The organism is Streptomyces sp. NPDC003247, assembly GCF_042888135.1.
GTDB lineage: Bacteria > Actinomycetota > Actinomycetes > Streptomycetales > Streptomycetaceae > Streptomyces.
The window spans coordinates 498026-511955 of the sequence record NZ_JBIAPF010000001.1; the positions used below are offsets into that span (position 1 = coordinate 498026).

Annotated in this window: 15 protein-coding genes; 12 read left to right on the top strand and 3 right to left on the bottom strand. The window is 72.7% G+C overall.

Going from position 1 to position 13930, the window contains the following annotated elements:
* The first annotated feature begins 142 nt into the window (after window positions 1-142).
* Both ACFYWQ_RS02180 and ACFYWQ_RS02185 read left to right on the top strand, forming a co-directional pair.
* Window positions 143-1360, top strand: coding sequence for an alpha/beta hydrolase (locus ACFYWQ_RS02180; protein ID WP_389511932.1), 1218 nt, complete (start codon window positions 143-145; stop codon window positions 1358-1360).
* Window positions 1361-1417: 57 nt separating this feature from the next.
* Complete coding sequence (locus tag ACFYWQ_RS02185) at window positions 1418-2287, top strand: DUF4429 domain-containing protein (RefSeq protein ID WP_389511934.1); 870 nt, start codon at window positions 1418-1420, stop codon at window positions 2285-2287.
* A 117-nt stretch (window positions 2288-2404) separates the two neighbouring features.
* Here the strand turns inward: ACFYWQ_RS02185 and ACFYWQ_RS02190 are convergent, their stop codons facing one another.
* On the bottom strand, window positions 2405-3421 hold the full coding sequence (locus tag ACFYWQ_RS02190) for an aldo/keto reductase (protein WP_389511935.1): 1017 nt from the start codon (window positions 3419-3421) through the stop codon (window positions 2405-2407).
* Entirely contained in the window at window positions 3418-3909 is a 492-nt protein-coding gene (locus tag ACFYWQ_RS02195; protein ID WP_389511937.1) for a MerR family transcriptional regulator, read from the bottom strand. The genes ACFYWQ_RS02190 and ACFYWQ_RS02195 overlap by 4 nt, the downstream gene beginning before the upstream one ends.
* A 76-nt stretch (window positions 3910-3985) precedes the next feature.
* On the opposite strand from ACFYWQ_RS02195, the gene ACFYWQ_RS02200 reads away from it, so the two are divergent.
* From ACFYWQ_RS02200 to ACFYWQ_RS02220, 5 genes are all read left to right on the top strand, one after another.
* Window positions 3986-4822: a serine hydrolase domain-containing protein gene (locus ACFYWQ_RS02200; RefSeq protein WP_389511938.1), complete on the top strand. Its 837-nt coding sequence runs from the start codon at window positions 3986-3988 to the stop codon at window positions 4820-4822.
* A 79-nt stretch (window positions 4823-4901) separates the two neighbouring features.
* Window positions 4902-6710, top strand: coding sequence for a serine/threonine-protein kinase (locus ACFYWQ_RS02205; protein WP_389511940.1), 1809 nt, complete (start codon window positions 4902-4904; stop codon window positions 6708-6710).
* Window positions 6711-6851: 141 nt separating this feature from the next.
* Window positions 6852-7700: a Scr1 family TA system antitoxin-like transcriptional regulator gene (locus tag ACFYWQ_RS02210; protein WP_389511941.1), complete on the top strand. Its 849-nt coding sequence runs from the start codon at window positions 6852-6854 to the stop codon at window positions 7698-7700.
* Window positions 7660-7854: a DUF397 domain-containing protein gene (locus tag ACFYWQ_RS02215; RefSeq protein WP_389511942.1), complete on the top strand. Its 195-nt coding sequence runs from the start codon at window positions 7660-7662 to the stop codon at window positions 7852-7854. The genes ACFYWQ_RS02210 and ACFYWQ_RS02215 overlap by 41 nt, the downstream gene beginning before the upstream one ends.
* Before the next feature lie 89 nt (window positions 7855-7943).
* On the top strand, window positions 7944-8138 hold the full coding sequence (locus ACFYWQ_RS02220; RefSeq protein WP_389511944.1) for a DUF397 domain-containing protein: 195 nt from the start codon (window positions 7944-7946) through the stop codon (window positions 8136-8138).
* A 16-nt stretch (window positions 8139-8154) separates the two neighbouring features.
* Here ACFYWQ_RS02220 and ACFYWQ_RS02225 read toward each other — a convergent pair whose 3' ends face one another.
* The gene (locus tag ACFYWQ_RS02225; protein ID WP_389511945.1) at window positions 8155-8814 is read right to left on the bottom strand and encodes a pirin family protein; all 660 of its coding nucleotides are present in this window, start codon (window positions 8812-8814) and stop codon (window positions 8155-8157) included.
* Between the two features lie 93 nt (window positions 8815-8907).
* Between ACFYWQ_RS02225 and ACFYWQ_RS02230 the strand changes: the two genes are divergently transcribed.
* The 5 genes from ACFYWQ_RS02230 to fabF all read left to right on the top strand — a co-directional run bounded on the left by ACFYWQ_RS02230 (window position 8908) and on the right by fabF (window position 13843).
* Complete coding sequence (locus ACFYWQ_RS02230) at window positions 8908-10113, top strand: PucR family transcriptional regulator (RefSeq protein ID WP_389511947.1); 1206 nt, start codon at window positions 8908-8910, stop codon at window positions 10111-10113.
* Between the two features lie 89 nt (window positions 10114-10202).
* Entirely contained in the window at window positions 10203-11117 is a 915-nt protein-coding gene (locus ACFYWQ_RS02235) for an ACP S-malonyltransferase (protein WP_389511949.1), read from the top strand.
* A gap of 16 nt (window positions 11118-11133) precedes the next feature.
* Entirely contained in the window at window positions 11134-12135 is a 1002-nt protein-coding gene (locus ACFYWQ_RS02240; protein WP_389511950.1) for a ketoacyl-ACP synthase III, read from the top strand.
* 104 nt (window positions 12136-12239) lie between these two features.
* Complete coding sequence (locus tag ACFYWQ_RS02245) at window positions 12240-12488, top strand: acyl carrier protein (protein ID WP_385062198.1); 249 nt, start codon at window positions 12240-12242, stop codon at window positions 12486-12488.
* A gap of 83 nt (window positions 12489-12571) precedes the next feature.
* A complete protein-coding gene (gene fabF, locus ACFYWQ_RS02250) occupies window positions 12572-13843 on the top strand; it encodes a beta-ketoacyl-ACP synthase II (RefSeq protein ID WP_389511953.1) in 1272 nt (423 codons plus the stop codon).
* The last annotated feature ends 87 nt before the right edge of the window (window positions 13844-13930 follow it).

Consider the following 13930-nt stretch of genomic DNA (forward strand, 5'->3'; position numbering starts at 1 on the left):
GGGAGACGGCGGTCCGTAAGCCCTGGGAGACCGCGGTCCGCAGGCCCTGAGAAGGGTCATGACCCTCGCCACACCTGTCGAAACGTGATCCCTGTCACTGAGGCCTCCCGAGACCTTCCCGTTCTCCTAGTGTGTCCTTTCAGTGACTTCCTTCGACACCTCCCCGCAGCTGAACCTGTGGCGCGCGCTCCTCGCGCTGGCCGTGGTGTTCCTGATGCTGGCGACGACCGGCTGGACCGCGGTGCGGCAGAGCCGGGAGACCGGTGCCCTGCGCGCCTCGCTCTCGGCCTGGGAGGACGGCCGGATCGGCGGACGGCGGCTGCCGGACCCGCACACCGCGCCCGACCGGCTCGCCCGGTTCTTCGCCTCGCTCACCGCATCCCAGCGGACCGCGCTCGCCCGCCGCTACCCGCTCGCGGTCGGCAACATGAACGGCGCCCCCGTCGAGCTGCGCTACCGCGCCAACCGCATCGCGCTGCGCGAACAGGCGCGGATCGAGCGCGCCCGGGTGCACGACAGCCGGCTCTCGCCCGCCGGACAGTACGAGGCCGGCCGGCGCCTGCACCGCTTCGAGGCGATGAGCGGCACCGACCGCGAGATCCTCGCCTTCGACCCGGAGGGGGCCGGCCGGGCCGCCGAGGTCTTCGGCGACCTCGGCCGGGCCGAGCGGATCTCCGTCGTCGTCCCCGGCGTCGACACCGCGCTGCTCACCTTCCAGCGCACCTACCGCCGGTACTCCGCGCCCGTCGGCATGGCCCAGGCCCTGTACCGCGCCGAGCACGCGGTGAGCCCCGCGACACGGACGGCCGTGATCGCCTGGGCCGACTACACCTCCCCCGCCGGCCTCGGCATCGACTCGGCCACCGCCATGCGGGCCGAGTACGGCGCCGTACGGCTCGACGCGCTGCTGCGCGCGCTGCCCGGCCGCGCGCCCGTCTCGCTGTTCTGCCACAGCTACGGCTCGGTGGTGTGCGGGGTCGCCGCGCCCGCGCTGCCGCGGCGGGTGACGGACATAGCGGTGGCCGGCAGCCCCGGCATGCGGGTGGAGACGGCCGCCCAGCTGCGCACCTCCGCCCGGGTGTGGGCGATGCGGGACGCCGACGACTGGGTGCGGGACGTTCCCTATCTGGAGCTCGGCGGCCTCGGGCACGGCGCGGACCCGGTGTCGGCCGCGTTCGGCGCGCGGGTGCTGTCGGCGCGGAACGCCGACGGGCACGGCGGCTACTTCGAGCCCGGCACGGACAGCCTGCGCAACTTCGCCGGCATCGGCACCGGCGCGTACCTTTCGGTGCGCTGCGCCGGCGGGGACGACGCCTGCCGGGCCGGTTTGTCCGGCACGACGGCGGGCGGACGCGCGTAGAGGCGCAGGAATTGCGGTGTGCGCGGGGTGGCGACGGATGCGTGCGCGCCGCATACGATGAGCCGCATGGGTGACGTACTGGCCGGATTTCATGCCGCCTGGGAGTTCGAGTCCGACTCCGTCCTCATCCGCTACGAACGGGGCATGCGCACGCCCAAACTGTTCTCGGTGCTCGAGGAGCGCCGGATCCCCCTGGCGGCGATCGCCGGTGTGACGCTCGAACCGGGCAGACGGGGGACCGTGGCGCTGCGGATCGAGCCGCGCGCCGGAGCCGATCCGCTGGCCGAGGCGGCGGCGGGACAGCTGCCGGAGGCGAGCGACCCGTACCGGCTGGTGCTGCCCGCCGAGCGGGAGACGCTCGCCGAGTACTACCGCGACGAGCTGCGGGCGCGGGTGACGGAGACCGGGCCGGCGGAGCGGTTCCTGGTGGCCGCGCCCGCGGTCCCGCTGTCGTTCAAGGCGTACGACGCGAAGGCGTCCTTCGACGGGCGCACCGTGCGCTTCCGGTGGTCGTGGACGGGGGCGTCCTCGGCGAAGTGGAAGGCCGGCGACCAAAGCTTCCCGGTGTCCGGGCTGAACGGGGTGGAGTGGCGCTCGCCGGAGGTCTTCGAGGGGCACCTGCGGCTGCTCCGGGGCGAGGACGCGCCCGTGCCGGCGGACCAGGACCCGGGGACCGTCGTGTTCGGGCTGGGGTACGGCGCGGTGCACGAGTCGTTGCCGTTCGCGGCAGCCGTGCTGGCGGCGGTCCGTACGCGCGGGACGCCGGCGGCGGTCCCGGCGGCGGCCGTGCCGCGCCAGGAAGGCCGCCGCCGGGACCCCGCGGACGTCGCCGACCGGATCCGGCACCTCGGGGAGCTGCACCGGGCCGGGCTGGTCACCGACGAGGAGTTCTCCGTGAAGAAGGCCGAGCTGCTGGCGGAGCTGTAGTGCGCGGCCGTGGCCCCGGAGCCCGCGCCCCGCGCAACCGTGGCCCCGGAGCCCGCGCCCCGCGAACCCGTGGCCCCGGAGCCCGTGCCCCGCGCAACCGTGGCCCCGGAGCTGTGGTCACTCGCGTCCCGCGGAGGTGAACGTCATGTCCGCGTAGCGGTCGCCCGCCACCTTCCCCGCGAGGGGCTCCAGCAGGGTCAGTTCCTCCTCCGTCAGCCGGATGCCCACGGCCCCCGCGTTCTCCTCCACCCGTCCCGGCCGGCGGGTGCCCGGTATCGGGACGACCGGGAGGCCGTGCACGTCGGCGCGGTGCTGCACCCAGGCCAGGGCGATCTGGGCCGGGGTCGCGCCGTGGGCCGCGGCCAGCGCGCGCAACGGCTCCAGCAGGGCCGCGTTGGCGGCCGCGTTCTCGCCGGTGAAGCGGGGCTGCTGCCGGCGGAAGTCGTCGGGGGTCAGGTCCCGGTCGGCGTCGGCGAAGGACCCGGTGAGGAAGCCCCGGCCGAGCGGGGAGTACGGCACGAGGGCGACGCCCAGTTCACGGGCGGCCGGCACCACGCGGTCCTCGATGTCCCGGCTGAACAGCGACCACTCCGACTGCACGGCGGCGATCGGGTGGACCGCCTGCGCCGCGCGCAGTTCGGCGGCGGTGACCTCGCTCAGGCCGAGGTGCTTGACCTTGCCCTCGCGCACCAGCTCGGCCATCACGCCGACCGTCTCCTCGATCGGCACGTTCACATCGCGCCGGTGCATGTAATAGAGGTCGATGACATCGACGTCCAGGCGGCTCAGGCTCGCCTCGACGGCCTGGCGGACGTAGGGGCGGTCGTTGCGGATGACGCGCCGGGTCGGGTCGTCGGGCGGGATGGACAGGGCGAACTTGGTGGCGATGACCACCTCGTCGCGGTGCGCCCGGAAGAACGGGGCCAGGAAGCGCTCGTTCTCGCCGGCGCCGTACGCGTCCGCCGTGTCGTAGAGGGTGACGCCCAGCTCCAGCGCGCGCTCCAGGGCGGCCCGGGACTCCTCGGCGTCGGAGGGGCCGTAGGCGAAACTCATGCCCATGCAGCCGAGGCCCTGGACGCCGACCGGCGGGCCGCCGTCGCCGAGCCGTACCGTCGGGATCCTGCTGTCGGTCATCGGGTCCTCTCCGCTTCGAAGGCGTGGACGCGCCGGGCGTCCGCATAGAACGTGATCTTCCGGTCGAGCACGGCGAGCGTGTCCTGGAGCTCGGCGATCCTGGCCTGGACGTCCCGCCGGGTCGCCTCCAGCAGGGCGTACCGCTCGCCGTACGTGCCGTCGCCCGCGCGGACCAGCTCGGCGTACCGGACCATGTCGGCGACCGGCATGCCGGTCAGCCGCAGCTTGCCGACGAGATCGAGCCAGTCCAGGTCGCGGTTGCTGTAGCGGCGCTGGCCGGTGTGCGAGCGGTCGACGTGGGCCATCAGCCCGATGCGCTCGTACCAGCGCAGGGTGTGCGCCGTCAGGCCGGTGAAGGCGACCACCTCGCTGATCGTGTAGCTGTCCTGCCCGTCGGGACGGGGATGCCGCGGTGGCGGGGCCGAGCAGACGTCTGCGGGGGTGGGGGCTTGCTCGGGGGTCACGGGCGTGGTCTGCAACACCGTCATGGACTCCACGCTATGACCTTGGAGCGCACTCCAAGCAAGCGAATACGGCACAAAGTCCGAAGGTAGGCTCATGGCCATGTCGCTGAAGAGCCTCGCGCTGATCGAGAACTGGCCGGTTCCCTCCGCCGCGGCGGGTGTCGTACGGGCCGACGGTACCGTCCTGGGCGTCCACGGCGCGGCCGGACGGCGCTTCCCGCTGGCCTCGGTCACCAAGCCGCTCGCCGCGTACGCCGCGCTCGTCGCGTACGAGGAGGGGGCCGTCGAGCTGGACGAACCGGCCGGACCGGCCGGGGCGACAGTCCGTCACCTGCTCGCGCACACCTCGGGGCTCGCCTTCGACGAGCACCGCACGACGGCCCCGCCCGGGGAGCGGCGGCTGTACTCCAACGCCGGGTTCGAGCAGCTCGGGGACCACATCACCAAGGCGACGGACATCCCGTTCGCGGAGTACCTGCGGCAGGCCGTGCTGGAGCCGCTCGGCATGACGGCGACCTCCCTGGAGGGCTCCCCCGCCAAGGACGGGGTGTCCACGGTGGAGGACCTGCTGCGGTTCGCGGCGGAGGTGCAGGCGCCGCGGCTGCTCGACCCGCGCACGGTCGCCGAGGCGATGACCGTGCAGTTCCCGGGCACCAAGGGCGTGCTGCCGGGGTACGGGCACCAGAACCCCAACGACTGGGGGCTCGGCTTCGAGATCCGGGACTCCAAGTCGCCGCACTGGACGGGGGCGTCGTCCTCGCCGCGGACGTTCGGACACTTCGGGCAGTCCGGGACGTTCCTGTGGATCGACCCCGACGCCCGGATCGCCGCCGTCGCGCTGACGGACCGGGCGTTCGGGCCGTGGGCGGTCGAGGTGTGGCCCGCCTTCACGGACGCGGTCCTCGCGGAGGTCGAGGGCTCCGGCCCGGTTCGTTGATCGGGCTCCGGCCCGGTACGTTGATCGTCTCGGCTACCCTCCCTCTGCACGGCATCCGTTCGGATCTCGGGGGAGAGCGATGGCAGGGGCACAACAGGACGCGCAGTTCCGTCCGTTGGAGAGCGGCGATCCGGCCGGCGTGGCGAGCTACCGCCTCGCGGCACGGCTCGGTTCGGGCGGCATGGGCACGGTGTACCTGTCGTACACGCCCGGCGGGCACCCCATCGCCCTCAAGACGATCCGGCCGGAGCTGAGCGAGGACCCCGAGTTCCGCCGCCGGTTCCGGCAGGAGGTCGCGGCCGCCCAGCGCGTGCAGGGCCTCTACACCGCGCCGGTCATCGACTACGACACCGAGGGGGCCCAGCCCTGGCTGGCCGTCGCCTACGTGGCCGGCCCCTCGCTGGCCTCGGCCGTCGCCGATCACGGGCCGCTGCCGGTGCCGTCGGTGCTGCTGCTGCTCGCGGGCATGGCCGAGGCGCTGTCGGTGATCCACGGCGCGGGCGTCGTCCACCGCGACCTCAAGCCGTCCAACGTGCTGCTCGCCTCCGACGGTCCGCGCGTCATCGACTTCGGCATCGCACGGGCCGCCGACGCCACGGCGCTGACCGGCACCGGCGTCTCGGTCGGCACCCCGGCCTTCATGTCGCCGGAGCAGGCTTCCGGCAAGCCGGTCACCCCCGCCTCCGACGTGTTCGCGCTCGGCCAGGTGGCCGCGTTCGCGGCGCGCGGCACCGGCGCGTACGGGGACGGCCCCTCGCACGCGGTGCTGTACCGGATCGTCCACGAGGAACCCGACCTGACCGGGCTGCCCGAGCAGCTCGGCTTCATCGCGCGCTGCCTGGCCAAGGACCCGGCCGAGCGGCCCTCCCCCGCCGAGATCATCACCCTGTGCCAGGAGGCGTCGCCGACACCGCTGCGCCAGTCCGGGTCGTGGCTGCCGGAGGCGATCGCCGCGGACATCACCCAGCGGGTGTCGGCGTCGGCCGCGCTGGCGGCCGCCCCGACAGCCGCCCCGGCCGCCCCCGCGCCGACGGCGCCGGTCACCCGGCCCGACGTGACCCTGCCGCCCCCGACCCACGCGGCCCCCACGGCGGCGGCCACGCACATCCCGTCGGCACCCTCGTACGGACCGCCCGTCCCCCCGCCCCAGCCGCAGGCCCCGTACCAGCCGCCGTTCCAGCCGCCGTTCCAGCCGCAGTACGGCGCGCCGGCCGGACCCCGCCCGCCCTTCGGCCAGCAGCCCGGCTGGCGGCCGCAGCCGGTTCCGCCGCCCCGGAACACCGCCGGGAAGTGGATCGGCATCGGGGTCGCGGTCGTGGCCGGGCTGTTCTGGCTGGGCAGCTGCGCGTCGTTCATCAACAGTCTCGACGACTCGTCGGACGACGCCGGCAGCAGCTCGTCCTCCGGGGGCACGAGCGGCGGCAGCTCCACGAGCGCCGAGCCGACGACGCCCGACCCCACACCGGTGACCTACAAGGGCATCAACATCCCCGAGGGCTACTACGTCCGGTTCGCGGACTCGCCGCCGAAGCCGGTCGAGGCGTCCGACGGCAGCAGCCCCGTGTACGAGGAGGCGGCCGACCTCTACTACTACGACTCGGGCGGCTGGGACAACAACCCCGCGCTGGGCAGCTACGGCGAGAAGGCCGTCCTGCTGAACAACGCGCAGAAGGGCTCGCTCGCCACCTGCCGGAGCGAGACCCGGTACACCAAGGAGGTCGAGCTCACCCAGCTCTCCAAGGGGTCCCAGATGTGCGTGCACACCCCCTCCGGCCACATCGCCCTCGTCACCTACCGGGGCACCGCCCCGGAGACCGACCCCAGCGACTACGTCTCCGTCGACATCACGGTCTGGCGCAACGCGGAGGAGCCCAGCGCGGAGGAGTGAGCGTGGCTCCCGGGGAGGACGTAAGTCCGTCGTCTGCGGGCCAGTTGCGTGATTCGCGCCACCACAGCGCGACGAAGCGATTACGCTCAGCCACCGATCGAGACGAACGCCGCGAGGCGTCGCAGGGCCGGAGGCACCGCAGTGGCCAACATCCAATCGCTCGACCCCAGCGCTTCCCCGCTCGACTACTACGGCTGGGAGCTGCGCCGCCAGCGCGAGGCGCACGGCCTCAGCCAGAGCCAGCTCGGCGAGATCATCTTCTGCACGGGCTCGCTGATCTGCCAGATCGAGACCACGAGGAAGATCCCCACCCGTGACTTCTCCGAGCGGGTGGACGCGGCACTCGGCACGGACGGGGTCTTCTCCCGGCTGATCGGCCTCGTGCTGCGCAGCCAGCTGCCCACCTGGTTCCAGCCGTACGCGGAGATGGAGGCGAAGGCGGCGTACATCTCCACGTACCAGGCGCAGTTGGTGTACGGGCTTTTGCAGACGGAGGAGTACGCGCGGGCCGTCCTCAGCGTGGAACGGCACAGCGCGCCCGACGAGATGGTGGCGGCCCGGATGGAGCGCCAGCGCATCCTCCACCGCGAACAACCGCCCGCCCTCTGGGTCGTCCTGAGCGAGGCCGCACTGCTGCTTCAGATCGGCGGACGTGACGTGATGCGTCGGCAACTCGCCCACCTGTTGAGCTTCCGGGAGGACCCTTGGGTGAACGTCCAGATCCTCCCGTTTGCCGCGGGCCAACACACAGGCATGATGGGAACGTTCACCCTGCTGAGGTTCGATGACGACCCCGACCTGTTCTACATGGACGGCTACGACCAAGGGCACATGACGGCCAATCCACACGTGATCAAGGAGCGCTCGGTCGGTTACGCTCGGCTCCAAGCCTCAGCCCTCTCCCCCGAGGACTCGGCGGCACTGATCGCCCGCGTGATGGAGGAACGCTATGGAGACCAGCTCCGACCTGAGGAACGCACTGTGGCGTAAGTCCAGCTACAGCGGAAGCAATGGCGGCGAATGCGTAGAGGTCGCTGCCGACTTCCCCGGCGCCGTGCCCGTGCGCGACAGCAAGAACCCCACCGGGCCCGCACTGCTCATCGGCCCGGACGCCTGGCGGGCCTTCGTGGACGGGCTCCGTTAGCACGCGCTCTCTGTCACAGCTGTTCCAGACCGCAGTCCTCTCCCCCGAGGACTCGGCGGCACTGATCACCTGCGTAATGGAGGAACGCTATGGAGACCAGCTCCGACCTGAGCAACGCACAGTGGCGTAAGTCCAGCTACAGCGGAAACAACGGCGGCGACTGCGTCGAGGTGGCCGACGGCTTCCCCGCCGCCGTCCCCGTGCGCGACAGCAAGAACCCCACCGGGCCCGCGCTGCTCATCGGCCCGGACGCCTGGCGGGCCTTCGTGGACGGGCTCCGTTAGCACACGGTCTCGTCCGTCACTCCGCCATCTCCCACACCAGCACCTCCGCCGGCCCCTCCCCCGCCACCAGCTCCAGGTCCTTCTCGTCGGCGACGCGCACCGCGTCCCCCGGCCCCAGCTCGTGCCGTCCGATCCGTACGGCGCCGCGCACCACGTGCACGTACACGTGCGCGGCGTCGGGCAGCGCGCCGCGCTCCCCCGCCGCCGGCCGCCGCACGTGCAGCAGCGCGCCCGCGCCGGGGACGGCGTACGGGGTGGAGTCGGCGATGCCGCGCACGACGTCGTAGGCGGGATCGCCGCCGGGCTCCAGGGGGGCCAGCCACATCTGTACGAAGGTGAGGGGGCCTGAGCCGTCGTTGCGTTCGACGTGCCGGACGCCGGCCGCCGCGCTGAGCCGCTGCACGTCGCCGGGGCAGACGGTCGTCTCGTGCCCCTCGGAGTCCCGGTGGGTCAGCTCGCCCTCGACGACCCAGGTCACGATCTCGGTGTGGCTGTGCGGATGCTCGTCGAAACCGGCGCCGGGCGCCAGGCGCTCCTCGTTGCAGGCGATCAGCGCGCCGAAGCGGAGGTTGCCGGGGTCGTAGTGCGGGCCGAAGGAGAAGGCGTGACGGGTCTCGATCCCGGCCGCCGGGTCCCCGCCGCGGTAGCGCCCGTCGGCGCGGCGTACGTCCATCACGCCGACCACGGTAGACCCGCCGCGCGGCGCGCGGAGCCCCCACCCTCGACCCGGCCACGCGGGCGCGGGGGGCGATGAGGCAGTCTTGTCCCCGTGCCCGAACCCGAAACCAGCCACCCAGAAGCCGCAGCGCACGGCGTCCATCCGCACTCCGCGACCCTGAAGCGGCTGGAGAAGTCCTCCGGCAGCCTCGCCGCCCAGGCGATCGCGCGGATGGACGAGACCCTGTCGTGGTACCGGGCGATGCCCCCGGAGAACCGTTCCTGGATCGGGCTGGTCGCCCAGGCGGGCATCGCCGCGTTCACCGAGTGGTTCCGGCGCCCCGACGCGCCGCAGGCCATCTCCACGGACGTCTTCGGCACGGCGCCGCGGGAGCTGACCCGGGCCATCACCCTGCGGCAGACCGTGGAGATGGTGCGGACGACCATCGAGGTCATGGAGTCCGCGATCGACGAGGTCGCCGCTCCCGGCGACGAGAACGTGCTGCGGGAGGCGCTCCTCGTCTACGCCCGGGAGATCGCCTTCGCCACCGCCCAGGTCTACGCCCAGGCCGCCGAGGCACGCGGTGCCTGGGACGCCCGGCTGGAGTCCCTCGTCGTCAACGCCGTCCTCAGCGGCGAGGCGGACGAGGGCGCCGTCAGCCGGGCCGCGGCGCTCGGCTGGAGCGCGCCGGACCATGTGTGCGTCGTCCTCGGGACCGCCCCGGACGGCGACTCCGAGCTGACGGTGGAGGCGATCCGCAGGGCCTCGCGCCACGCCAAGCTCCAGGTGCTGACCGGCGTGCTGGGCTCCCGGCTCGTCGTCATCGCGGGCGGCAGCGACAATCCGCTCGCCGTGGCCAAGTCGCTGATCGGGCCGTTCGCGGCCGGGCCGGTCGTCGCCGGGCCGGTCGTGCCCGACCTGCTGGCCGCGACCCGGTCCGCGCAGGCGGCCGCGGCCGGGCTGAAGGCGTGTTCGGCCTGGCAGGACGCGCCGCGGCCGGTCCTGGCGGACGACCTGCTTCCGGAGCGCGCCATCGCGGGGGACCCCAGCGCCCGCGAGCAGTTGGTGGAGGAGATCTACAGACCGCTGGAGGAGGCGGGCTCCGCGCTGCTGGAGACGCTCTCCGTCTATCTCGAACAGGCGTCCAGTCTGGAGGGGGCGGCCAGGATGCTCTTCGTCCACCCGAACACCGTGCGCTACCGGCTTCGACGTGTGACTGACGTCACCGGCTGGTCGCCGTCGGATGTACGCTCGGCGTTCACCTTGCGCATCGCGCTGATCCTGGGGCGTCTGGTCGATGGAGATCCCCAGACCTAGCGTTTTGTGGGGGCCCCACAAAACCCCCTGCCGTTCTTCGTCCTTGTCCCCACGGGCGGCCGTGGCCGCCCTCAAGAGAGAGTGTGAGAGTGCTCGTACTCGTCGCTCCCGGCCAGGGCGCCCAGACGCCCGGCTTCCTGACCCCCTGGCTCGAACTGCCCGGCGCCGCCGACCGCGTCGCCGCGTGGTCGGACGCCATCGGACTGGACCTCGCCCACTACGGCACGCAGGCCGACGCGGACGCCATCCGGGACACCGCGGTGGCGCAGCCGCTGCTCGTCGCCGCCGGGCTCCTGTCCGCCGCGGCACTCGGTGACGTCCGCCCGGACGCCGTGGCGGGCCACAGCGTCGGCGAGATCACCGCCGCCGCCTTCGCCGGTGTCCTCGACGACACCGACGCGCTGAGCCTGGTCCGCACGCGGGGCAAGGCGATGGCCGAGGCGGCCGCCGTCACCGCGACCGGCATGTCGGCGCTGCTCGGCGGCGACCCCGAGGTCTCCGTGGCGCACCTGGAGAAGCTGGGCCTGACCCCGGCGAACGTCAACGGCGCCGGGCAGATCGTCGCCGCGGGCACGCTGGAGCAGCTCGCCGCACTGAACGAGGACAAGCCCGAGGGCGTGCGCAAGGTCGTGCCGCTCAAGGTCGCCGGCGCCTTCCACACCCACCACATGGCGCCCGCCGTCGAGACGCTGGCCACCGCGGCCAAGGAGCTCGCGCCCGCCGACCCGACGGTCCCCTACGTCTCCAACAAGGACGGGCGGACCGTCGCCACCGGCGCCGAGGTCCTCGACCGGCTCGTCGGCCAGGTCGCCAACCCGGTCCGCTGGGACCTGTGCATGGAGACCTTCAAGGAGCTCGGCGTCACCGCGCTCATCGAGGTGTGCCCGGGCGGCACCCTCACCGGTCTGGCCAAGCGCGCCCTGCCCGGTGTGAAGACGCTGGCGCTGAAGACCCCCGACGATCTCGACGCGGCCCGCGAGGTCATCGCCGAGCACCGTGCCTGACAAGGAGTCGCCGATCATGTCGAAGATCAAGCCCAGCAAGGGCGCCCCGTACGCGCGCATCCTCGGCGTGGGCGGCTACCGGCCCACCCGTGTGGTGCCCAACGAGGTGATCCTCGAGACGATCGACTCGTCCGACGAGTGGATCCGCTCGCGCTCCGGCATCGAGACCCGGCACTGGGCGAACGACGAGGAGACCGTCGCCGCCATGTCGGTCGAGGCGTCCGGCAAGGCGATCGCCGACGCGGGGATCACGGCCGAGCAGATCGGCGCGGTGATCGTCTCGACCGTCTCGCACTTCAAGCAGACGCCGGCCGTCGCCACCGAGATCGCCGACAAGCTCGGCACGAACAAGGCCGCCGCCTTCGACATCTCGGCCGGCTGCGCGGGCTTCGGCTACGGCCTCACCCTCGCCAAGGGCATGATCGTCGAGGGGTCCGCCGAGTACGTGCTGGTCATCGGCGTGGAGCGGCTGTCCGACCTCACCGACCTGGAGGACCGCTCGACGGCCTTCCTGTTCGGCGACGGCGCGGGCGCGGTGGTGGTCGGCCCCGCCAAGGAGCCGGCGATCGGCCCGACGATCTGGGGCTCCGAGGGCGACAAGTCGGAGACCATCAAGCAGACCGTGCCGTGGACGGACTACCGCAACGGCGAGGTCGCCAAGTTCCCCGCGATCACCCAGGAGGGCCAGGCGGTCTTCCGCTGGGCCGTGTTCGAGATGGCGAAGGTCGCCCAGCAGGCGCTGGACGCGGCCGGCATCACCTCGGCCGACCTGGACGTCTTCATCCCGCACCAGGCCAACGAGCGGATCATCGACTCGATGGTGAAGACTCTCAAGCTGCCGGAGTCCGTCACGGTCGCCCGTGACGTGCGCACCACCGGCAACACCTCGGCCGCCTCGATCCCGCTCGCGATGGAGCGGCTCCTGGCGACCGGCGAGGCGAAGAGCGGCGACACCGCGCTCGTCATCGGATTCGGGGCGGGTCTCGTGTACGCCGCGACGGTCGTTACCCTCCCCTAGGCACTCCGTGCCGGATCATGTGGTCCGGTGCGCGACATGCCCCGGCCCCGCCGCTGCCGCGGTGGGCGCCACACCCTCTGGAACAGCTACGAAGGAGCGCCGACATGGCCGCCACTGAGAAGGAGATCGTCGCCGGTCTCGCCGAGATCGTGAACGAGATCGCCGGGATCCCGGTCGAGGACGTCGAGCTGGACAAGTCCTTCACCGACGACCTGGACGTCGACTCCCTGTCCATGGTCGAGGTCGTCGTCGCCGCCGAAGAGCGCTTCGACGTCAAGATCCCGGACGAGGACGTCAAGAACCTCAAGACGGTCGGCGACGCGACCAACTACATCCTCACGCACCAGGGCTGAGTGACCCCTCGGCCCTCGGGCCGAATGGCCCCGCCACCCGGCGGTGGCGCCGCTGAATCCCGATCGTTGGAGAAAGAGTTCCCGTGAGCCCGACCAATCGCACCGTGGTCGTCACCGGTATCGGCGCAACCACACCGCTGGGTGGCGACGCAGCCTCTACCTGGGAGGGCCTGATCGCCGGCAAGTCCGGTGTCAAGCCCCTGGAGCAGGACTGGGCGGCCGACCAGGCCGTCAAGATCGCGGCCCCGGTCGCCGTGGAGCCCACCGAGGTCATCCCGCGGCCGCAGGCCCGCAAGCTGGACCGCTCGGCGCAGTTCGCGCTGATCGCGGCCCAGGAAGCGTGGAAGGACGCCGGTTTCGAGGGCAAGGCCGGCGAGGACTCGTCCGTCGACCCGGACCGGCTCGGCGCGGTCATCGCCTCCGGCATCGGCGGTGTGACGACCCTGCTGGACCAGTACGACGTGCTGAAGGAGAAGGGCGTCCGCCGCGTCTCCCCGCACACCGTCCCCATGCTGATGCCGAACAGCCCGTCCGCCAACGTGGGCCTGCTCGTGGGCGCCCGCGCGGGCGTGCACACGCCGGTCTCCGCGTGCGCCTCGGGCGCCGAGGCCATCGGCTACGCCATCGAGATGATCCGCACCGGCCGCGCCGACATCGTCGTCGCCGGAGGTACGGAGGCGGCGATCCACCCGCTGCCCATCGCCGCGTTCGGCAACATGATGGCGATGTCCAAGAACAACGACGACCCGCAGGGCGCCTCGCGTCCCTACGACACCGCCCGCGACGGCTTCGTCCTGGGCGAGGGCGCCGGCGTGATCGTCCTGGAGTCCGCCGAGCACGCCGCCGCGCGCGGGGCGCGGGTGTACGCGGAGGCGGTCGGCCAGGGCATCTCCGCCGACAGCCACGACATCGTGCAGCCGGAGCCGGAGGGCCGCGGCATCGCGCACGCCCTCCAGAACCTGCTGGAGCGCACCGACCTGGACCCGGCGGAGATCGTGCACGTCAACGCGCACGCGACGTCGACGCCGGCCGGTGACGTGGCCGAACTGAAGGCGCTGCGCAAGGTGTTCGGCGACGACACCGACCACATGGCGGTCTCCGCCACGAAGTCGATGACCGGTCACCTGCTGGGCGGCGCGGGCGGCGTGGAGTCCGTCGCGGCGATCCTCGCGCTGTACCACCGGCTGGCTCCGCCGACCATCAACGTGGAGAACCTCGACCCGGAGGCCGAGGCCGCCGCGGACATCGTCCGCGGCGAGGCCCGCAAGCTGCCCGTCGAGGGCCGTATCGCCGCCCTGAACGACTCGTTCGGGTTCGGCGGGCACAACGTGGTGCTGGCGTTCCGTACGGTCTGAGAAGCGCCTGTACGCGTGTGAAGGCCCCCACCCGGTCCGGGTGGGGGCCTTCGTGCCGAACGGGGCCCGGACGACGGCGGACGACGG

What these genes read in the sequence shown, in the direction of transcription:
- ACFYWQ_RS02185 (WP_389511934.1), top strand. Translation starts at nt 1,418, where the DNA reads ATGAGCCGCATGGGTGACGTACTGGCCGGATTTCATGCCGCCTGGGAG.
- ACFYWQ_RS02190 (WP_389511935.1), bottom strand. Translation starts at nt 3,421, where the DNA reads ATGACCGACAGCAGGATCCCGACGGTACGGCTCGGCGACGGCGGCCCG.
- ACFYWQ_RS02195 (WP_389511937.1), bottom strand. Translation starts at nt 3,909, where the DNA reads ATGACGGTGTTGCAGACCACGCCCGTGACCCCCGAGCAAGCCCCCACC.
- ACFYWQ_RS02200 (WP_389511938.1), top strand. Translation starts at nt 3,986, where the DNA reads ATGTCGCTGAAGAGCCTCGCGCTGATCGAGAACTGGCCGGTTCCCTCC.
- ACFYWQ_RS02205 (WP_389511940.1), top strand. Translation starts at nt 4,902, where the DNA reads ATGGCAGGGGCACAACAGGACGCGCAGTTCCGTCCGTTGGAGAGCGGC.
- ACFYWQ_RS02215 (WP_389511942.1), top strand. Translation starts at nt 7,660, where the DNA reads ATGGAGACCAGCTCCGACCTGAGGAACGCACTGTGGCGTAAGTCCAGC.
- ACFYWQ_RS02220 (WP_389511944.1), top strand. Translation starts at nt 7,944, where the DNA reads ATGGAGACCAGCTCCGACCTGAGCAACGCACAGTGGCGTAAGTCCAGC.
- ACFYWQ_RS02240 (WP_389511950.1), top strand. Translation starts at nt 11,134, where the DNA reads ATGTCGAAGATCAAGCCCAGCAAGGGCGCCCCGTACGCGCGCATCCTC.
- ACFYWQ_RS02245 (WP_385062198.1), top strand. Translation starts at nt 12,240, where the DNA reads ATGGCCGCCACTGAGAAGGAGATCGTCGCCGGTCTCGCCGAGATCGTG.